11 protein-coding genes are annotated in these 20,191 nt (G+C 68.2%); 5 read left to right on the forward strand and 6 right to left on the reverse strand.

Annotated features, from left to right (window positions below; translation table 11 throughout):
- Positions 1-18 precede the first annotated feature (18 nt).
- The 5 genes from HXX10_RS10510 to HXX10_RS10530 all read right to left on the reverse strand — a co-directional run bounded on the left by HXX10_RS10510 (position 19) and on the right by HXX10_RS10530 (position 5,607).
- Positions 19-1,026, reverse strand: coding sequence for a tripartite tricarboxylate transporter substrate binding protein (locus tag HXX10_RS10510; RefSeq protein WP_296522136.1), 1,008 nt, complete (start codon positions 1,024-1,026; stop codon positions 19-21).
- 207 nt (positions 1,027-1,233) lie between these two features.
- Positions 1,234-2,031, reverse strand: coding sequence for an HAD family hydrolase (locus HXX10_RS10515; protein ID WP_296522137.1), 798 nt, complete (start codon positions 2,029-2,031; stop codon positions 1,234-1,236).
- Positions 2,032-2,218: 187 nt separating this feature from the next.
- Positions 2,219-3,205 carry a zinc-dependent alcohol dehydrogenase family protein gene (locus tag HXX10_RS10520; protein WP_296522175.1) on the reverse strand — a complete coding sequence of 329 codons (987 nt, stop codon included), beginning with the start codon at positions 3,203-3,205 and terminating at the stop codon, positions 2,219-2,221.
- 287 nt (positions 3,206-3,492) lie between these two features.
- Positions 3,493-4,470 (reverse strand): tripartite tricarboxylate transporter substrate binding protein, encoded by a 978-nt coding sequence (locus HXX10_RS10525; RefSeq protein WP_296522138.1) that lies wholly within the window; start codon positions 4,468-4,470, stop codon positions 3,493-3,495.
- A 177-nt stretch (positions 4,471-4,647) separates the two neighbouring features.
- The gene (locus tag HXX10_RS10530) at positions 4,648-5,607 is read right to left on the reverse strand and encodes a tripartite tricarboxylate transporter substrate binding protein (RefSeq protein ID WP_296522139.1); all 960 of its coding nucleotides are present in this window, start codon (positions 5,605-5,607) and stop codon (positions 4,648-4,650) included.
- A 381-nt stretch (positions 5,608-5,988) separates the two neighbouring features.
- On the opposite strand from HXX10_RS10530, the gene pepN reads away from it, so the two are divergent.
- From pepN to HXX10_RS10545, 3 genes are all read left to right on the forward strand, one after another.
- The gene (pepN, locus tag HXX10_RS10535; protein ID WP_296522140.1) at positions 5,989-8,640 is read left to right on the forward strand and encodes an aminopeptidase N; all 2,652 of its coding nucleotides are present in this window, start codon (positions 5,989-5,991) and stop codon (positions 8,638-8,640) included.
- 395 nt (positions 8,641-9,035) lie between these two features.
- A complete protein-coding gene (locus HXX10_RS10540; RefSeq protein ID WP_296522141.1) occupies positions 9,036-11,453 on the forward strand; it encodes a PAS domain-containing sensor histidine kinase in 2,418 nt (805 codons plus the stop codon).
- 92 nt (positions 11,454-11,545) lie between these two features.
- Positions 11,546-13,417 carry a potassium transporter Kup gene (locus tag HXX10_RS10545; RefSeq protein ID WP_296522142.1) on the forward strand — a complete coding sequence of 624 codons (1,872 nt, stop codon included), beginning with the start codon at positions 11,546-11,548 and terminating at the stop codon, positions 13,415-13,417.
- A gap of 101 nt (positions 13,418-13,518) precedes the next feature.
- Here HXX10_RS10545 and HXX10_RS10550 read toward each other — a convergent pair whose 3' ends face one another.
- Positions 13,519-17,916: an autotransporter domain-containing protein gene (locus HXX10_RS10550; protein WP_296522143.1), complete on the reverse strand. Its 4,398-nt coding sequence runs from the start codon at positions 17,914-17,916 to the stop codon at positions 13,519-13,521.
- A 259-nt stretch (positions 17,917-18,175) separates the two neighbouring features.
- Between HXX10_RS10550 and HXX10_RS10555 the strand changes: the two genes are divergently transcribed.
- Entirely contained in the window at positions 18,176-19,945 is a 1,770-nt protein-coding gene (locus tag HXX10_RS10555) for a winged helix-turn-helix domain-containing protein (protein WP_296522144.1), read from the forward strand.
- 87 nt (positions 19,946-20,032) lie between these two features.
- The gene (locus HXX10_RS10560) at positions 20,033-20,173 is read left to right on the forward strand and encodes a hypothetical protein (RefSeq protein ID WP_296522145.1); all 141 of its coding nucleotides are present in this window, start codon (positions 20,033-20,035) and stop codon (positions 20,171-20,173) included.
- Positions 20,174-20,191 lie beyond the last annotated feature (18 nt).

The following is a 20,191-nucleotide window of genomic DNA, read 5'->3' on the forward strand; positions in this document are numbered from 1 at the left end:
CAGATCATGAATGTCGCGTCAATCGACCGAGGCGCCGGAGAAGTGGACGGCCTTGGCCCACTTGGCGGTCTCGTCGACGATGACGGCCTGGAACTCGTCCGGCGTGGTCTTCATCAGGATGCCGCCGAGCTCGAGCAGGCGGTCCTTCAGCTTCGGGTCGGCCAGCGAGTCGGTCACGGCGGCATTGAGCCGGTCGACGATCTCGCGCGGCACCGCCTTCTGCACGCCCAGCCCGAAGATGCCGCTCGCCTCGTAGCCCGGCACGGTCTCGGCGATGGTCGGCACGTTCGGCAGCATCTCGGAGCGCACCGCCGTGGTGACGGCAAGTGCCTTGAGCCGGCCGGCCCGCACATGCTCGATGGCGGAGGGCAGATTGTCGAACATCACATGCACCTGCCCGCCGAGCAGATCCGTGATGGCGGGCGCCGAGCCGCGATACGGCACGTGGGTCATCTTGGCGCCCGTCATCGCCATGAACAGCTCGCCCGACAGATGGATCGAGGTGCCGTTGCCGGACGAGGCCAGGTTGACCTTGCCGGGATTGGCCTTCACCCAGTCGATGAACTCGGCGACCGTGTTGGCCGGCACCGACGGGTTCACCACCATCACGTTGGGCACCCGGATGATGCCGGCGACGCCCTGCATGTCGCGCACGTAGTCGAACGACAGCTTCTTGTAGAGCGTCGCGTTGATGGTGTTGGCCGGATTGACGAAGAACAGCGTGTAGCCGTCCGGCGGCGCGTTCACGGCGATTTCGGTGCCGATATTGTTGCCGGCGCCGGCGCGGTTCTCGATGAAGACTTGCTGGCCGAGCCGATCGGACATCGCCTGCGCGACCAGGCGCGCCGTGATGTCGGTCGCCCCGCCGGGCGGATAGGAGACGATCCAGCGCACCGGCCGAACAGGATAGTCGAGCGCCGATGCGGAGGACGCCGCGAATCCCGCGACGGCAGCGAACGCCAACGCGAGCGCGGGCACGATTGCGGACAGAATCGTGGATGCAATGGCCGAAAGGCGACGGATCATGGACGCTCCCTCATGGCCGTGGTCCGGCAGGAGTGCACGGCCCGGCGATTTGTTTTGTTTGGTGGGGGAGCTTATGCGGGACGCCGGGCCGCGAGCAAGGCCCCGATGCGCCGGTTGGCCAAACTGCTGATGCCAAAAAGCGGCTGCCGCGGAACGGGTCCGCGGCCGCCGTTATGCAGGATCACGAATTCTTTTCGGACAGGCCGTTCAGGCGGCCACGTCGGGGGCCGCCAGGGCGAGCTGCAGGGCCTTGGGATCGAGGACGACGGCCTGGCATCCGGCATTGACCAGGTCGGCGCGGGCGAACAGGCCGCTCAGCAGGCCAACCGCCCGCACGCGGGCGAGATGTGCCGCCTCGGCATCGTAGGGGCTGGAGCCGATCAGCAGCGCGTCGGCAGGCTGCCGGATACCGAGGCGATCCATCGCCGCGGCGAGCAGCTCCGGATGCGGCATGCCACGGGCGACGTCGTCGCCCGAGACCACGGCCTGCACCAGGTCGTCGACATTGAGAAGCGCGCGGTAATGCGCCATCGCCTCGCCGCCGGTCGCCGAAACCAGCGCCACCTTGGCGCCGCGTCCGACCAGCTCGCCGATCAGCTCGCGCACGCCCGGCATGGCACGCAGCGTCGGCAGAATATCGGCGACATAGCGCGACCGGTACTTGGCGAGGATGAGCTCCTTGGTCTCGCGCGCCGCGCCGTCCGGCAGCAGGCGGTCGAGCATCTCTTCGGCGTCCATGCCGTGGAAGCGGTGGACATCGGCGGTGCGGAACGTGAAGCCGAACTCGGCCAGCGTCTGCACCCAACAGTTCACCGAAGGCAGCACCGTGTCGACCAGCGTCCCTTCGACGACGAACACATAGGCCTTGGCCTCGGCGAGCGACCCTGCGGTCCTCGCCCGCACGGCGAGATGCCGGACGACCGGCCTGCGAACCTCCGGAGTCTGTGCAGTCTTGTTGGCGGCGCTCATCCAGCCGCGTCGACGAACCCTGTGCGCAACAGCCATACGTCCCTCGTTCGCTCCCCGCCCCATTGGATTGGTGAGTTCACTAGCGACGCGAGGAGCGGACCCACGCACCTCGACCCGGCGACTCCGACATATAACGGTCTCGCAACCGCCGGGTTCCGGCCGGAGCCGGTCATATTCTCGACCTGTTGCCGTTTCGCGTTGAATACGCTGACAAATTTCCATATCAGCCGCAGCCGAGCACCGCCGCGCCCTGCAGCCGGCCGGCCCGCAGATCGTCCAGCGCCCGGTTGGCGTCCTCCAGCCGATAGCGCGTGACCTCGGTCCACAGCGTCAGTCCCGGCACCGCGGCGAAGAAGGCGCGGGCGTCCTCGCGGGTGAGATTGGCGACCGAGCGAATCTGCCGCTCCTCCCACAGCAGCGCATAGGGAAAGGAGGGGATGTCCGACATGTGGATGCCGGCGCAGACCACCCGGCCGCCCTTTCGCACCGCGGCGAGCGCCGCCGGCACCAGCGCGCCGACCGGGGCGAAGACGATGGCGGCGTCGAGCGGCTCCGGCGGCCGCTCCTCGGCGGCGCCCGCCCACGCAGCGCCGAGCTGTCGCGCGAAATCCTGCGAGGCGACATCGCCGCGTCGCGTAAAAGCATAGACGCGCCGGCCCTGCTGCACGGCGATCTGCGCCAGGATATGGGCGGCGGCGCCGAAGCCGTAGAGGCCCAAGACCCTGCCCTCGCCGGCCATCCTGTAGCTGCGCCAGCCGATCAGGCCGGCGCACAGGAGCGGCGCGATGGCGGCGTCGTCCATGCCGTCCGGGAGCGGCACGCAGAAGCGGCTGTCCGCGACCGTGTGGGTCGCGTAGCCGCCGTCCCGCGTATAGCCGGTGAACTGCGGCGCGTCGCACAGGTTCTCGCGGCCGTCGCGGCAATACGGGCAGGTGCCGCAGGTGGCGCCGAGCCACGGCACGCCGATGCGCTGCCCGAGATGGAAGCCCTCGACGCCGGCACCGACCGCCAGAACGCGGCCGACGATCTCGTGGCCCGGCACCACCGGCAGGGTCGGCCGCGTCAGCTCGCCGTCGACGACATGGAGGTCGGTGCGGCAGACGCCGCAGGCCGAGACCGACAGCAGCACCTCGCCGGGCTTCGGATCCGGCACCGCCCGCTCGCGCAGCACCAGCGGCGTGCCGGGCCGCTCCAGCACCATGGCGCGCATTGTTTCAGCGGGCATCGCCGGCATGGCCGCCTCCGGGTCGATTGATCGACCGATCTCCGAGGTGCCATTCACGGCCTACGGACGCAAGAGCGCCTTTCTCACGGCGACGGAAATGGGCACAACTTCACCTCCCCCTGGAGGGGGGAGGTCGGCGGACGAAGTCCGCCGGGAGGGGGTGACAGCGCCGCTGGTGCGTGGGGCTTCACCCCACCCCGGAGCGCGCCTTTGGCGCGCCCCGACCCTCCCCCTCCAGGGGAGGGTGAAGTGCCGCGGCATCAGTTGTGGCCTCAGTTCGTGCCGATGCCGGCCTCGCGGAGAACCTTGGCGTAGAACTCGGTCTCGCGGGCGAGCTGGGCGTCCAGCGCCTCCGGCGTCCCCGGCGAGGCGACGGCGCCGAGCGTGTCGAGCCTCTCGATCACGTCGGGCATCTTCAGCACCCTGCCGATGTCGGCGTTGATCTTGGTCACGACAGCCTTGGGGGTGCCGACCGGCGCCATCACGGCGAACCACGAGTCGTAGTCGTAGGACGGCACCGTCTCCTTCACGGTCGGCACATCCGGCACCTTGGCGTTGCGGGCGCTGGAGTTGATGGCGATCATCTTCACCTTGCCGGCGGTCGCGAGCTCCTGCGCGTTCGGGATTGGTGCGAAGTAGAGCTGCGCGTCGTTGCGGATCACCGCCGTCACGGCGTCCGGCACGCCCTTGTAAGGCACATGCACGATGTTGATGCCGGCACCCTGGCGCAGCAGCTCGGAGCCGAGGAACGACGTCGAGGCGACACCGGCCGAGGAGAAGTTCAGCTTGCCTGGCTTCTCCTTGGCGAGTGCGACGAAGTCGGCGAGCGTCTTCGCCTCGAGCTCGGGCGGCACGATCGCCACCAGCGGCACCGAGGCGACCTTGCTGACGCCGACGAAGTCCTTCACCGGATCGAACTGGATGTTCTTGTTCACCGTCCCGGCGACCGTGTGGCCGTTCGAGGTGAGCATCAGGGTGTAGCCGTCGGCCGACGACTTGGCGACCGCCGTGGTGCCGGGCAGGCCCGGCCGGTTCTCGACGATCACCTGCTGCTTCCACACCTCGCCGAGCTTGTCGGCCAGGATGCGGGCGAGGTTGTCGGTGATGCTGCCGGCCCCGAACGGCACGACGATGCGTACGAGCTGGTTCGGATAGCCGGCGGCATCCGACCCCGGCGTTTGCGCGACCGCCGCCGTTCCGAGGACGAGCAGGGCCGCGCCGGCCGCGATGGTCGTCTTCAATCCCGTCATTTCAGTCCTCTCCCTTGGGCTCGCCCGATCCGGTCTGCGACCGCTCGGGCGGGTTTGTTCTTATGTGATGGTTTGCCGCCGGGTCGGCATGCGCCGCGACCGTCGTCGCGGCGCTCCCGGTCGTTCGGCGAGGCGGCGGCCCGACCCAAAGGCCGCTCCGCCCCCGCAGCACCCGAGTCAGTTGGTGCCGACGCCGGCGTCGCGCAGAACCTTGGTGTAGAGCTCGGTCTCGCGCTTCACCTGGGCGTCGAGCGCCTCCGGGGTGGTCGGCGACGGCACGGCGCCCTGGGCCTGCAGCTTCTCGATCACGTCCGGCATCGCCAGCACCTTGGCGATGTCCTGGCTCACCTTGTCGATGATCGGCTTCGGGGTGCCGGCCGCGACCAGCACGGCGAACCACGAATCGTAGTCGTAGGACGGCACCGTCTCGGTGACGGTCGGCACGTCGGGAAGCTGTGGGCTGCGCTTGCTCGAATTGATCGCGATCGCCCGGACCTTGTTGCCGGCGGAGAGCTCCTGCGTCATCGGGATCGGCGCGAAATAGAGCTGCGCGTCGCCGCGGATGACCGCCGTGGTCGCCTCCGGCGTGCCCTTGTAGGGCACGTGGACGATGTCGATCTTGGCCGCCTGCTTGAGCACCTCCGACGACAGATAGGTGGTCGAGGCGATGCCGGCCGACGAGAAGTTCAGCTTGCCGGGCTTCTCCTTGGCGAGCGCGATGAAGTCGGCCATCGTCTTCACCGGCAGGTCGGGCGGCACCACCGCCACCATCGGCACCGAGGCGACCTTGGTGACGCCGGCGAAGTCCTTCACCGGGTCGAACTGGATGCTCTTGTTGATGACGCCCGCAATGGTGTGGCCGTTCGAGGTCAGCATCAGGGTGTAGCCGTCGGCCTGGCCTTTGGCGACGCTGGTGGTGCCCGGCAGGCCAGGCCGGTTCTCGACGATCACCTGCTGCTTCCAGACGTCGGCGAGCTTGTCGGCGAGGATGCGGGCGAGGCCGTCCGTGACGCTGCCGGCCGAGAACGGCACGACGATGCGAACCATCTGGTTCGGGTAGGCGCCTTGCGCCGAGGCGCTGGTCGCCAGCGCCAATAGGGCGGCGCCTGCCAGCGCCATGGTCCTCAGCATCCGCATGTGTTCCACTCCCTTTTTTTCTGATGTCTCGCCGGGTCCGATGGTCCGGCAGGTCGATCTGCCGTGGCCCGTGCTTTGTTGGCCGATCCGCCGCCCGGCGGAGGCACGATGTGCGGGATCCTCACCTCGGAGAAAGCTGCCCGAGCGGACGGCCATCGGGGTTGCCGCGCGCTCCGGCCGACATCACGGGATGCCGGCGCCCTGTCGTTCGCTGCGATCGGTATCGGAGTTGCAATAAAGCACAAAGGTCGAATGGCGCAAATCCACGCGTTGCGCGCGTGCTGCGGCGAATTGGCCACGGCGGCGCGCGGCGATATGCGCCCACCTTGGACTTCCGCCGCCACCAGGATTACATGGCGCTCGCAGCCATCGAGGACATCCATGCGAACCGAACAAGCCAGCCCGATCCGCCTGTCGGATTACCATCCGCCCGATTGGCTGGTCGACACGGTCGATCTCGATGTTGCGCTGCACCCGACGAGGACCCGCATCCGCGCCCGCCTGGCGCTGCGGCCGAACCCGCAGGCGGGAGGCCCGGCCCCCTTGGTGCTCGACGGCGACGAGCTGACGCCGCTTGCCGTCATGGTCGACGGCACCGCGCTCGATGCGTCGGCCTACAGCGCCACCACCGACGGCCTCACCATACCGCAGCCGCCGGCCGGCCCCTTCGTGCTCGAGGTCGAGACCGAGATCGACCCCTCCGCCAACACCAAGCTGATGGGGCTCTACCGCTCGAGCGGCAACTATTGCACCCAGTGCGAGGCCGAGGGCTTCCGCCGCATCACCTACTTTCCCGACCGCCCCGACGTGATGGCCGTCTACACGACCCGCATCGAGGCGGAGCGCGACGAGGCGCCGGTTCTGCTCGGCAACGGCAATCTGGTCGCGGCCGGCGAGGTCGCCGGCACCACAAGGCACTTCGCGGTCTGGCACGACCCCTTCCCAAAACCCTGCTACCTGTTCGCCCTGGTCGGCGGGCGGCTCGCCGCCCGGACCGCGACATTCACCACCATGTCCGGACGAAAAGTCGATCTCGCCATCTATGTCGAGACCGGCAAGCAGGACCGCGCCGGCTACGCGCTGGAGGCGCTCGATCGGTCGATGCGTTGGGACGAGGAGGCGTTCGGGCGCGAATACGACCTCGACGTCTTCAACATCGTCGCGGTTGCCGACTTCAACATGGGGGCGATGGAGAACAAGGGCCTCAACGTCTTCAACGACAAGTACATCCTCGCCTCGCCCGAGACCGCGACCGACGCCGACTTCGCCGGCATCGAGGCCGTGATCGCGCACGAGTACTTCCATAACTGGACCGGGAATCGGATCACCTGCCGCGACTGGTTCCAGCTCTGCCTGAAGGAAGGCCTGACGGTCTTCCGCGACCAGGAGTTCTCCGCCGACATGCGCTCGCGGCCGGTGAAGCGCATCGCCGACGTGCGGGTGCTGCGCGGCCACCAGTTCGTCGAAGACGCCGGTCCGCTGGCCCATCCGGTGCGGCCGGAGACCTATCGCGAGATCAACAATTTCTACACGGCGACCGTCTACGAGAAGGGCGCCGAGGTGGTGCGGATGCTCGAGACCCTGCTGGGTCGCGAGCGGTTCCGCGCCGGCATGGACCTCTATTTCACCCGCCACGACGGCCGCGCCGCCACCATCGAGGAGTTCGTCGCCTGCTTCGCCGAGGCCGGCGGCGTCGACCTCTCGCAGTTCATGCTGTGGTACGCGCAGGCGGGCACGCCCGAGCTCGCGGTGACGCGCCGCTGGGACCCGCAGGCCAGGACGCTGTCGCTCGACATCGCCCAGGTCGTGCCGCCGACGCCGGGTCAGCCCGCCAAGGCCCCGATGGTGATCCCGCTGGCACTCGGCCTGGTCGGGCCGGACGGCGCCGACCTGCCGCTGGTGCTGGCCGGCCACGGGCCGGTCGAGCGCGGCGTGCTGACGATCACCAGGCCGGCCGAGACCTTCGTGTTCGAGGGCGTCGGCGGAGCCGTGGTGCCGTCGCTCAATCGCGGCTTCGCGGCGCCCGTGAAGATCAATGCGGATCTCACCAGCGACGACCTGCGCTTCCTGGCCGCCAACGACTCGGACCCGTTCAATCGCTGGCAGGCCGTGCAGACGCTCGCTTCCGAGATGCTGATCGAGAACGTCGCGGCGCTCCGGGCCGGCGGCGGGGTGCGCCACGACGGCGGCCTCGTCCATGCGCTCTCGGCCGTGCTGGCGGACGACCGGCTGGCGCCCGCCTATGTGGCGCAGGTGCTGGCGATCCCCTCCGAGGGCGACATCGCCCGCGACATCGGCCGCGACGTCGATCCGGAGGCGATCTATCTGGCCCGCCATGCGCTGCGTCGCGCGCTCGGCAACGACCTCGCCCCGACGCTGCGGACCCTGCACGACCGCCTGCGCGACGACGGCCCCTACTCGCCCGACGCCACCAGCGCCGGCCGCCGGGCGCTGCGCAATGTCTGCCTCGACCTGCTCGCCGCGCCGGGCCACAGCGGCGCCATCTCGCTCGCCGCCGCCCAATATGCCGAGGCCGACAACATGACGGACCGGATGGCGGCGCTCGGCACGCTCAGCCTGCACGACACGCCGGAGCGCGAGGAGGCGCTGGCCGATTTCTGCGAGCGCTACCGGGACAACCCGCTGGTGATCGACAAATGGTTCGCCCTGCAGGCCATGATCCCGGCCGCCGACACGCTGGCCCGCGTCCAGGGGCTGGCCGAGCATCCGGCCTTCTCGCTCGGCAACCCGAACCGGGTGCGCGCCCTGATCGGCTCCTTCGCCCAGGCCAATCACACCCAGTTCAACCGCGCCGACGGCGCCGGCTATGGCTTCGTGGCCGACATCGTGCTGGCGCTCGACGCCCGCAACCCGCAGGTCGCGGCCCGGATGATGACGGCGTTCCGGAGCTGGCGGGCGCTCGAGCCGGTCCGCCGCGCCAAGGCGCGCTCGACGCTCGAGCGGGTCGCCGCGGCCGCGTCGCTGTCGCGCGACCTCGCCGACATCGTCGAGCGCTCGCTCGGCGAACGTTGAGACTCGCCCAGGCTGATCTCCTCGGGTCTCACCCTCTCCCCTTGTGGGAGCGGCAAGAGGCCCGACAGGCGCGGCGTGACCCTCCGGATCCTGGACGACGCGGCGCAGCGCGACGCAGCGCGACGCAGCAAGCCGACGCATCGACGCAAAGCAACGTCGCGACGCAGCGACACGGCGTCACACGAGTCCCGCGGCCCGCCGAACGCCCTCGGCGCGCCTGAGTCTGATCCGCTAGATCCCGAGATTTACGTACGTTTTTCTCACGACGGAAAAATGTGGCCGAAATCGATTCGGGGACTCTCGACAAATCGTTAATATTCGATTCCAATGCCGCCGTTCGGGAGATGCGGCACATCCTCCGACATTATCAGGACTGACCCGAACGGAGGCTGGCGATGGCGCCCGCTCACGGTGCGAGCGCGTCGGCGAGTACCGATTCCATCAAGGCTCTGGCGCAGTCCGTCGCCAAGCCGGCGTACCGCCGATTGCTGGTGGCGGAACCGGTTCTCAGGCGTGCAGTTCCGGTCCTCATCGTCGTCTTCCTGATCACGATCGCGACCGGCGCGGCCGTCCAGATCCGCGACAATCATCGCCATGCGATAGCGGCTGCGGCCTACGAGATCGACCTTCTCGGCGCCCTCCTCGCCGAGCGGCTCGACCGCCTCGCCCACACCGCTGCACCGACTCGCCTGCAGGACGAGGTGACGGCGCTGATCGGCGCCGATCCGGCGCTGCGCGACCGCGACGTCTTCGTCACCAATTCGGCCGGCATGGTGATCGCCTCGACGCCGCCCGAGCGCGGCCGCGGCCGGCGGATCGCCGACCTCGCCACGCCGGTCGGCGGTGCCACGCCGTTCGGCCGCCGTGAGGCCGTGATCGAGAGCGACCTCGCCGACGGCGGCACCGGCCTGACGACGGTGAGGACACTCGACGCTCCACTCGGCCAGGTGCTGGTGGTGATCCCGACCGCCTATGCCCTGGCGGCCTGGCGCGCCGACACCGCGATGACCATCACGCTGTCGGCGACCACCGGGTTCGTCGTGCTGATCCTCGGCTTCGCCTTCCATTGGCAGGCGATGCGGGCCCGCGAGGCCGACCTGATCCACGACACCGTCCGCCACCGCATCGACACGGCGCTGAACCGCGGCCGCTGCGGCCTGTGGGACTGGGATCTCGCCTCGGGGCGGATTTTCTGGTCGCATTCGATGTTCGCCATCCTCGGCATCGAATGCCGAGACGAGCTGCTCGCCTTCGAGGACATCGAGGCGCTGGTGAACCCGCAGGACGTCGACCTCGCGGCACTGGCCGCCCAGATCGCCGACGGCCAGACCAAGGCGATCGACCGTGCCTTCCGTATGCGCCACGCCCGCGGCGACTGGGTGTGGCTGCGGGCGCGCTGCGAGATCATCCGCCAGGCCGACGGCTCCGGCCCGCATCTGATCGGCATCGCGGTCGACATCACCGAGCAGAAGAGCCTGGTCGAGAAGACGGTCGCGGCCGACCTGCGCCTGCGCGACGCCATCGAGACGGTGCCCGAGGCCTTCGTGCTGTGGGACTCCGAGAACCGCCTGGTGCTGTGCAACTCCAACTTCCAGGAGCTCTACAATCTCGCCGACTCCGCCGTCGTCGCCGGCACGTCCTACGAGGCGGTGCTGGCGGCCGGCAGCCAGCACGTGGTGCGCACCATCGTCAACGAGAGCGGCGCCACCGCGGCAGGCGGACGCACCTTCGAGGCGCAGCTCGACGACGGCCGCTGGCTGCAGATCAGCGAGCGGCGCACCAAGGACGGCGGCTACGTCTCGGTCGGCACCGACATCACCAAGATCAAGCGCCACGAGGAGAAGCTGATCGAGAGCGAGCGCCGCCTGATGGCGACCATCTGCGACCTGCGCAACTCGCAGCAGACGCTGCAGGCGCAGGCCCGCCAGCTCGCCGAGCTCGCCGAGAAATACGCCGTCGAGAAGACCCGCGCCGAGGACGCCAACCAGGCCAAGTCGAAGTTCCTCGCCAATATGAGCCACGAGCTGCGCACGCCGCTCAACGCCATCATCGGCTTCTCGGAGATCATGGAGTCGCGGCTGTTCGGGCCGCTCGGCGTCGACCGCTACGACGAGTACTGCCGCGACATCCGCGAGAGCGGCCAGTACCTGCTCGACGTCATCAACGACATCCTCGACATGTCGCGCATCGAGGCGGGCCGGCTGCGCCTCGATTTCGAGACCGTCGAGATCGACCATATCCTCGGCGAGGCGATCAGGGTCGTCGCCAAGCGCGCGCGGGACAAGGCCCTCGCGGTCACGGCCCGGATCGCGCCCGGCATCGCCCTCGTCGCCGACCGCCGCGCCGTCAAGCAGGTGGTGCTGAACCTGCTGTCGAACGCCGTGAAGTTCACGCCGGAGGGCGGCGAGATCCGGGTGCACGGGCGATACACCGGCAACGCCGTGGTGATCGCCATCGCCGACACCGGGATCGGCATCACCCGCCAGGCGCTCGCCCGCCTCGGCCGTCCGTTCGAGCAGGTCGAGGACCAGTTCACCAAGAGCCACCAGGGCTCCGGCCTCGGCCTCGCCATCTCGAAGTCGCTGGTCGAGCTGCACCGCGGCACCATGCGGCTGCGCTCGACCCCCGACAAAGGCACCGTCGTGGTGGTGCGGCTGCCGCTCGACTCGAGCCGCCACGAGCCCAACCGGAGCGGCGAGCTGCAGGCCGCCGCGCGCCGCTTCGACGCCGCCCTCACCTATGCGGACCTCGAAGGCGTCGTGGCCCGCACCTGCGACTGCGCGGCGAGTGCCGGGGTCGCCGTCAGCCCATAGGGCTTGCCCTTATTGCATCGCAGCATCCCCGGCCATATCGTCCCCGGGACATTCCGAGCCTGCGCCCACTGCAGCCAACTCAGAGGGGCTTCATGGCCTCGCGTCGCACGTCCAAGAACATGAATGGGCTGGTTCTCGGCGCGATCGGCGTCGTCTTCGGCGACATCGGCACGAGCCCGCTCTACGCCCTCAAAGAGACCTTCGCGGGGCGCCATGCGCTGGAGGTCGAGCCGGCCAGCGTCCTCGGCGTCGTGTCGCTGATGTTCTGGACCATCATGGTGCTGGTGACGGTGAAATACGTCGCCATCATCATGCGGGCGGACAACCGCGGCGAAGGTGGCAGCCTGGCGCTGCTCGCCCTGGTCACCGACCTGACCAAGAAGTCACGGCTCGCCTCGGTGGTGACGGCGCTCGGCATCTTCGCCGCGGCGCTGTTTTACGGCGACAGCATGATCACCCCGGCCATCTCGGTGCTCAGCGCCGTCGAGGGGCTCGAGATCGTCGCGCCGGAGCTCAAGACCTACGTGATCCCGATCACCATCGGGGTGCTGTGCGGCCTGTTCTGGATCCAGCGGCGCGGCACCGAGCTGATCGGTATCCTGTTCGGGCCGATCATGTGCGTCTGGTTTGCGGTGCTGGCGGTGCTCGGCATCGTCAACATCCTGCACGACCCGACCGTGATCGCCGCCCTCAACCCGCTCTACGGCGCCGAGCTGATCATCCGGCATCCCTGGCAGAGCTTTCTCGCCCTCGGCGCCATCTTCCTCGCCGTGACGGGCGGCGAGGCTCTCTATGCCGACATGGGCCATTTCGGCCGCGTGCCGATCCGGCTCGCCTGGTTCGCCTTGGTGCTGCCGGCGCTGGTGCTCAACTATTTCGGCCAGGCCGCACTGATCCTGCACGACCCCACCACGCTGGAGAACCCGTTCTATCGCCTGGCGCCGGACTGGCTGCTCCTCCCGCTGGTGGTGCTCGCCACCGCGGCGACCGTGATCGCCTCCCAGGCCGTCATCTCGGGCGCTTTCTCGGTGGCGCACCAGGCCGTGCAGCTCGGCTATCTGCCGCGTATGGAGATCAAGCACACCTCGTCGAGCGAGGCCGGCCAGATCTACGTGCCCTTCACCAACTGGACGCTGTTCTTCGCCGTGATCGGGCTCGTCGTCTTCTTCCAGTCCTCGAGCAATCTCGCCGCCGCCTACGGCATCGCGGTGGCCGGCACCATGATCATCAGCACCATCATGATCTCGTTCGTCGCCGTGAAGGTGTGGAAGTGGCCCAAATGGGTGGCGCTGCCGCTGCTCGGGACGCTGCTGCTGATCGACACGCTGTTCCTCGCCTCCAACACCATCAAGATCGGCCAAGGCGGCTGGTTCGCGCTGGCCATCGCGGCCACGTCCTTCATCACGCTGACCACCTGGAAGCGCGGCCGCGTGCTGCTGCTCGACGCGATGGCCAACAAGACGATGCCGCTCGACGAGTTCCTGCGCATCAAGGAGCCGAGCGTGCTCCGCGTGAAGAACACCGCCGTCTATCTCACCAGCCGGCCCGAGGGCGTGCCCTCGGCGCTGCTGCACAATCTCAAGCACAACCAGATCCTGCACGAGCGCAACGTGCTGGTCACGGTGGCCACGGCCGAGATCCCGTTCCTCGAGGAGACGGACAGGACCACGGTGACGAATCTCGGCAAGGGGTTCTTCCGCATCCTGGTGCGCTACGGATTCATGGAGCGGCCCGACATTCCGGCCGCGCTCCGGGACGTCTCCGAGCACGGCCTCGACTTCGATCTGGAGCGGACGACCTTCTTCGTCAGCCGCGAGATCGTGCTGCCGCGGCTGCCGCCCGGCATGGCGGTGTGGCGCGAGCTGTTTTTCAGTTGGATGATGCGCAACGCCGTCAGCGCGACGGACTTCTTCCGCATCCCGCCCGAGCGGGTGGTCGAGCTGGGAACGCAGGTGGAGATCTAGCCCGCGAGGCTGTCACGCCGACCTCGCTCGTCGCCGCGCACGGTCCCCGAGACCGGACGTGCAACAGGTCCGCCGTCATGCCCCGCGACGGTGGGGGCATTCTACCATGTGTATCGCGCCGTGCCTTTGCCGGCATAGCTTCTGGTGCTGCCGGAGAATTCGCCTTCGAAGGTTCCGGCGATCGAGAAGCCGCTCAGCCATTTCATTTCGGCGCCGCCGGTGAGCAGCGCGGAATCGGCGGCCGGCCGTGCGCCGTCGACCGTGAAGCTCGCGCCGGGCAGCGCCTGGAAGGCCGCGGTGACGGGCCGGTCGGTGTTCGAATCGTGCGCCCAGGCGAGCCGGCCGCGCAGCGTCAGCAGGCCGGCGCCCACCAGAATGCCCTTGTCCACGCGCGCACCGAGCTCGGTGCGGAGATTGGTCGTGGTCTGCGCGGCGTAAGCGAGGGCGAACTGGTCGCTGCCGGCGGCCGCGCTCTCGGTGTAGCCGGGCAGATGGAAGCTGGTGACCTGCAGCGCCGTATAGGGCGTCACGCCGAACGTGGTCGCGGGCCACGGTGAGAGGCGCCAGCCCGCTTCTGCGCGCGCCGCAAACGTGCTGGCCTTGAAGGTCCCGGTCAGCTTGTCGGTTCCCGATACCATCACCGAGCGGTCGGTGGTGACGTCCTGCCAGCCGTAGGCGAGCGTCGCGGCGACATAGGCCGGCCCGATGCCGCGCCGGCCGTAGAGGCCGGCGTGGAACAGGTCGGCACGGCCGCTGCCGAGCCCGTCCGACAGCGAGAAGTTGAACCCCGCGCCGGCGAGCGCGAAACCGACGAGCGTGTCCGGCGACGCGCGATAATCGGCGCCGACCACGGTGCCGTAGACGCGGCTGGTGGTGGTGCTGGTGCCGGTGCTGGCACTGCCGTTCACCGTGCTCGATCCGCCGTAGCCGGAGGCCCATACGCCCCAGCGACCGTCGAACGAGCGGTCGCGCGGCGTCACCGCGGCGTAAGCCTCGCGGACCTTGGCGTTGCGTTTGTCCCCCGCGGCATAGGGGAGCGCGTCCTCCTCCTCGGTGAACGCGCTCACGCCGCGCTCGCTGCCCGGATTGGCGGCGAACGGATCGAGCAGCGTGATGAACTGCTGCATGGCGGTGAACGATGCCTGCGTGCCGGCGGCGCCCGGCTGGCCCGAAATCTGGTTCAGCGCGCGGCCGAGCTGCGGCCCGCTCATGTTCAGGAGCACGTCGAAGCCGGCCGGCGGCGTCGCGCCGCTCTCGACCGCCCTGTTGATGCCGGAGGCGACGTTGGTCTGGTTGCCGCTCGCACCTTGCGGCAGCACCAGCGTGCCCGGATCGAGCACCAGATAGGCGTTGGTGGGATCGTAAGCGAGATGCGGATTGCGCACGCCGGAGCCGAAGCTGCCCGTGACGGTGAGCCCGGCGAACTGCGTGCCGCCGAAGCCGCCGGCCGCGTTGACGATCGTGTAGGTCCGCGAGCGGAAGCTGCCGGGCAGCGCCACCGCCTGCACAGTCGCGCCGGACAGGGTCGCGACGCCGGTGACATCGGTGCGGTCGGCCGCGGTCGGCGACACCTCGACCCGGTAGGTCGAGCCGGCCGCGAAGGTGAGGTTGCCGGCGACCGTGATGGTGCCGATCGAGTTGCCGGGCGCGAGCGTACCGCCGCCCGCGATCGTGGTCGTCGGCACGATGCCGGCGCCGCCGAGCGTCGCGCCATTGTTCACCGTCACGCCGCTCGAGGCGGCGATCGAGCCGTCGACGCTCAACGTGCCGCCGTTCACGACGGTCGCGCCGGTGTAGGTGTTGGTCGCCGACAAAGTCAGCGTGCCGGTGCCGGTCTTGATCAGCGAAGTTCCGGTCGTGAGCCCGTCGCCGGTCAGCACGCCGGTCACCTCGGTCGACAAATTGTTGCTGCCGACCGTCAGTTCTGCGCTGTTGAGGTCGAAGCGGCCGCCGCCGGCGAGCGAGCCGGCGGTGATTCGGCCGTCGCTGGCCGGGCCGGGGGTCCAGAAGTTGACGACGGCGCCGCTTCCGCTGTTGATCAGTTGCGCGCTGCCGGCCGTCGAGTTGCCGTCGAACAGCACGGTGCCCGAGTTGGTGATGACGGCGCTACCGGCTGTCGTGTTGCCATAAAACGTCAACTGATTGTTATTGACGATCGATGCAGTGCCGGCCGTGCTGGTGTCGTTAAACTCGATCGTGCCGCCGGCGTTGTTAGTGATCGATGCGCTGCCGGCCGAGGCGCTGTTGGCATAGGCCAACGTGGCGTTGTTGGTCACCGTGCTCGATGCAATGCTGCCCACGATGGTCAGATTGCCGGCGTTGACCGTGGTGGCACCGGTATAGGTATTCGTCCCGGACAGGGTCAGCGTGCCGGCACCGGTCTTAGTCAGGCCGCCGGTGCCGGTCAAAGCTTGGCTGAGCGCGAACGTGTTGGCGGCGCTGGCGATCTCCAATGTGCCGCCGCCTGTGCCCAGGCTGATGGCGCGCGCTGTCGAGGTGAAGGTCGTGCCAGCGACCTGCAAGGTGCCACCGGTGAAAGTGAGGCCGCCGGCCGCGGCACCGAGATTGGCATCGGATGACACGCTGACGGTGCCACCGGCGAAGGTCGTGCCGCCGGTATAGGTATTGGTGCCGGAGAGCGTCAGCGTGCCGGTGCCGGTCTTCACCAGCGAGGCGCCGGTGCCGCCATGGGCGCCGCCGTCGGCGATCACGCCGCTGAACGTGGTCGACAGGTTGTTGGAGCCGACCGTCAGCGCGTTGGCGCCGAGAGAGAGCGTGCCGTTGCCCGCGATCGAGCCGGCCGAAACCTTGTTGTCGCCATTCGGGCCGGAGCCGTAAGAGAAATCGAAGGCAGCGTTTGCCGCGTTGTTGATCAACTGCGCGTTGCCGGCGGTAGAGTTCTCGTAGAAATAGGTCTTGCCGCCGGAACTGTTGGTAATCTTTGCGTTGCCGCCCGTGCTGATGTTGTAGAAAAACGTCGTACCGTTGGTGTTATCGATGGCGGCGTTGTCGGCAGAGCTGAAGCTCTTGAAGTACATATAGGAGTTGTTGGTGAAGCTGGCGCTCCCCGCCGTGCTATTATCAAAAAAGTTCAGATAAGAATTATTGCCATTAGTGATGGTGGCGCTGCCAGCCGTGCTGCTGGAGAAGAAATTTATGTAGATAGGAACGGCGGCGTTACTGCTGGTAATGGTGGCACTGCCCGCCGAACTTGAGCCGTAGAAACTCAGGTTGGCATTGTTGGTGATGGTGGCGCTGCCCGCCGAGCCGTAGAAACCCAGGTTGGCATTGTTGGTGATGGTGGCATTGCCAGCCGTGGCGGTGTTGTTGAAATTCAGTGTGTGGTTGTTTGTAATGACGGCATTGCCTGCCGAACTTGAGCCGTAGAAATCCAGGTCGGCATTGTTAGTGATAGTTGCATGATCGGCTGAACTGCTGTTGGTGAACAACAGGTTGTTGTTGGTGGTGATGGTGGCGCTGCCTGCCGTGCTGTTGTTGTAGAAAATCGTGAGGCCATCGTTCGTGATCGTCGTGATGCCGCTTGTGTTGGCGTTGACGATCTTGAACAAGCTTCCACTACCGACGGTGACCGCCCCCAGAATGGAGCCAACCCCACCGGTGGTATTGCCAAGCCACAGTTCGCTGCCGACGCCGCTGATGGTGGTGCCGCCGGTATAGGTATTGGCGCCGGACAGTATCAGTGTGCCCGTGCCGGTCTTGACCAGCGAGCCGCTGCCGGAGATGACGCCGCTCACCTCGGTCGAGAGATTGTTGCTGCCGACCGTCAGTTCGTTGGCGCCGAGGATATAATTGCCGGCCCCGGCGATCGAACCCGCGCTGACCTTGTGGTCGCCGTTGGGCCCCGTCGTATTCGAGAAATCGACCGTTCCACCGCCATTGTTGGTAAGGGTGGCGAGTCCGGCCGTAGCGTTGCCGAAGAAGTTGAGCGTGCGGTTGTTGGTGATCGTGGCGTGGTCGGCCGAACTGGAGGCGTTGAAGTAAAGCATGTAGTTGTTGGTGATAGTGGCAGTACCCGCCAGGCTGGTGTCGTAGAAGTCCAGCTCGTTGCTGGTGGTGATGGTGGCGCTGCCGGCCGTGCTGCTGCCCAAGAACGTCAGCAAATCGATGTTGTTGATGGTGACGCTTCCGCCGTTAACGGCAATGCCGGCGCCGTTAAATTGCAACGTGGCGCTGGAGTTGAACGTGTAGGCCGATGCCCCCGCATTGAACGTCCAGCCGCCCAAGGTTGCGTTGTTGTTGATGGTCAGCGCCGTTGTGGCCGAGGTGTCGAAATACGCCGTGCCGGTCGGCACGCTGCCCGTGCTCCAGTTTGTGCCGGTGTTGAGGTCGGCGGTGCCCGGATTGGCGAGCCAGGTCGCGTCCTGCGCCCGCGCCGGACCCGTCGGCGGCATCACCGCGGCCATGGCTAATGCCGAGGACGCCAGCAGGGCGGCCCGCACGCGCCGCCGCCGCTCGTTCTGTTGTTCGATATTGATCACCGCCGGGCCTCCCCGTTCGCCATCTCGGGCCCGCCGCCCCTGACAGGGGACAGGGCGGACCTCGGTTCCGGCCCCCGGGAAGGCCCGGCGGCATCGCGATGGTGGGAAACGGCGCTCGCGAAGTCCTGAAAGGGCGCGAATGCGGTTCTGAAATTTCCCTGAAATTTGCCTTTTCGGACCGGGCTAGTTACCGTCGAGCCACACTCATGCTGGATTGGCGCGCGGCATTCGGGTCCGAACAGGCTCCGGACGGTGGGACATGCTTCGGTTCGACGGCTTTCGACTCGACCCCGACCGGGCGGAGCTGCGCGGCGCCGACGGCGGCGCCGTGAAGCTGCGTCCGAAAACCTTCGATATCCTGCGGCTGCTCGTCGCCAATGCGGGCCGGATCCTCAGCAAGCAGGAGCTGATGGAGGCGGTCTGGCCGAACGTCCATGTCGGCGAGGACAACCTGTTCCAGTGCATCCGCGAGATCCGGGCGGCGCTGGGCGACGACACGCGGCAGGTGGTCAAGCTCGTGTCCGGCCGCGGCTACCTGTTCACGGCCGCGGTCTCGGTCGAGCCGGCCGACGGTGGTGCAACCCCGGCCGAACCGTCCGGGCCGGCTCCGGGCATGCCGAACGAGCCGCAAGCCGGTGCGCGGCAAGCCGATGCGGGGCAAGCCGATGCGGGAGCCGTGCCCGCACGCGCGAAATCGCGGTGGCGCCAGTTCTGGCCCGTGCCGGCGGCGGTCGGCGCGCTGGCGGGGCTTTGCGCGGTCGTCGGAATCGCCGTCGCGGCGTCGGTCTTGCGGCCCGACGCCATCTTCCGACGGACGCCGCCGACGATCGCGATGATGCCTATCGTCGACACGAGCCCGGATCGCCAGGGTGCCGCGATGGCGGCCGGCGTCACCGACCGCCTGACCGACGGCCTGGCCAGGATCGACAATATCCGCGTGCTGGCGCCGCAGACCAAAGCTGCGGCTGCGGCGCCCGAGCCGGCGTCGGCGCGACCCGTCCAGGCCGATGTCCTGATCCAGGGCGAACTCGAAAGAAACCCGCAGGCGTGGACCTTGCGGGCGCGCATGATCAAGCCCGCCACCGGCGAGATTCAAGCCGTCGCCACGGTGTCGGTCGGCGTCGACGCGGCGGACCTGCCGCTCCAGCAGTCGCGGCTGGCCGCCGGCGCGGGCGACCTGCTGGCGCGCCGCCTCAATGCTCTTCTCGATTCCGGTGGGGAGCCGCCCGCGCGCGGCAGCGCGCACGCCGGCCAGGCCAAGGTGGCGATCGAGCAGGCCGTCGCCTCGATCAACCAGACGACCCGCGAGCGCTTCGCCACGGCGCAGACGATGCTGGACAAGGCGCTCGCTTCCGACCCCGGCAATGTCGACCTGGAGGTCACGCTGGCTGCGCTTCAACTGCGCGGTATCCAGATGGTCTGGTACGGCCCGGAGGAGGCGCGCGCGGCGGAGAGCACGGCCGGCGCGATCCTGGAGCGCGCCCTGCGGGCGAAGCCCAACTCGATTCCCGTGCTCGAGACCTACTGCCGCTTTCTCAGCGCGACCAATCGCTTCGCCGAAAGCCTCGTGGCCTGTGCAAGGGCGCTGAGCTTCGATCCGTGGAACGGCCTCGCCCTCTACCTCGTCGGGCTGGGGCAGCTTCACCTGGGCCGCTTCGAGGACGCGCTGGCGACCTTCCGGCAGGCCGACCGTTTCGACACGCCGCCGGTGTCGCGCTGGACATGGCTGCTCGGCGCCGGATGGGCGAACCTGATGCTGGACCACGGCGCGGAGGCGGCGCCATGGATCGAGCGGTCGATCGCCATCACGCCGGGAACCGGGCGCTCGCACATGCTGCTCGCCGCAGCCTACCAGCAGGCCGGCCGCACCGAAGAGGCCCGCGCCGCCATGCGGGAGGGCTTGCGGCTGCGGCCCGGCACGACGGCGCTCAATGTCGCGCCGCCGACCAAGAATGCCAGTCCGGTCTATGTCGCAACAGCCGAACGGATCATCCAGCAGATGATCGCGGCCGGATTGCCGGAGCGCTGAACCCGGCCGGCCGCTGATCGCGCTGCGACCGAAGGCTGGACCTGTCGGCGCCCCCCGAACCGCGATCCTAAGGGCTTCTACCGCATCATGGTGCGCTACGGTTTCATGGAGCGGCCCGACATCCCGGCCGCGCTCCTCCATGTCTCGGCGAAGGGCCTCGAGTTCGACCTCGACCGGACGACCTTCTTCGTCAGAGCCTCGCTCCCGAGTACCAAGGGCCGTATTTGATCAACCAGCGCGGCGTAG

The organism is Rhodoplanes sp. (genome assembly GCF_013377085.1).
In the GTDB taxonomy this organism is placed as follows: Bacteria; Pseudomonadota; Alphaproteobacteria; order Rhizobiales; family Xanthobacteraceae; genus Rhodoplanes.

Coding starts and splice junctions, on each gene's coding strand:
- HXX10_RS10510 (WP_296522136.1), bottom strand. CDS start 1,026: ATGATCCGTCGCCTTTCGGCCATTGCATCCACGATTCTGTCCGCAATC.
- HXX10_RS10515 (WP_296522137.1), bottom strand. CDS start 2,031: ATGGCTGTTGCGCACAGGGTTCGTCGACGCGGCTGGATGAGCGCCGCC.
- HXX10_RS10520 (WP_296522175.1), bottom strand. CDS start 3,205: ATGCGCGCCATGGTGCTGGAGCGGCCCGGCACGCCGCTGGTGCTGCGC.
- HXX10_RS10525 (WP_296522138.1), bottom strand. CDS start 4,470: ATGACGGGATTGAAGACGACCATCGCGGCCGGCGCGGCCCTGCTCGTC.
- HXX10_RS10530 (WP_296522139.1), bottom strand. CDS start 5,607: ATGCGGATGCTGAGGACCATGGCGCTGGCAGGCGCCGCCCTATTGGCG.
- pepN (WP_296522140.1), top strand. CDS start 5,989: ATGCGAACCGAACAAGCCAGCCCGATCCGCCTGTCGGATTACCATCCG.
- HXX10_RS10540 (WP_296522141.1), top strand. CDS start 9,036: ATGGCGCCCGCTCACGGTGCGAGCGCGTCGGCGAGTACCGATTCCATC.
- HXX10_RS10545 (WP_296522142.1), top strand. CDS start 11,546: ATGGCCTCGCGTCGCACGTCCAAGAACATGAATGGGCTGGTTCTCGGC.
- HXX10_RS10555 (WP_296522144.1), top strand. CDS start 18,176: ATGCTTCGGTTCGACGGCTTTCGACTCGACCCCGACCGGGCGGAGCTG.
- HXX10_RS10560 (WP_296522145.1), top strand. CDS start 20,033: ATGGTGCGCTACGGTTTCATGGAGCGGCCCGACATCCCGGCCGCGCTC.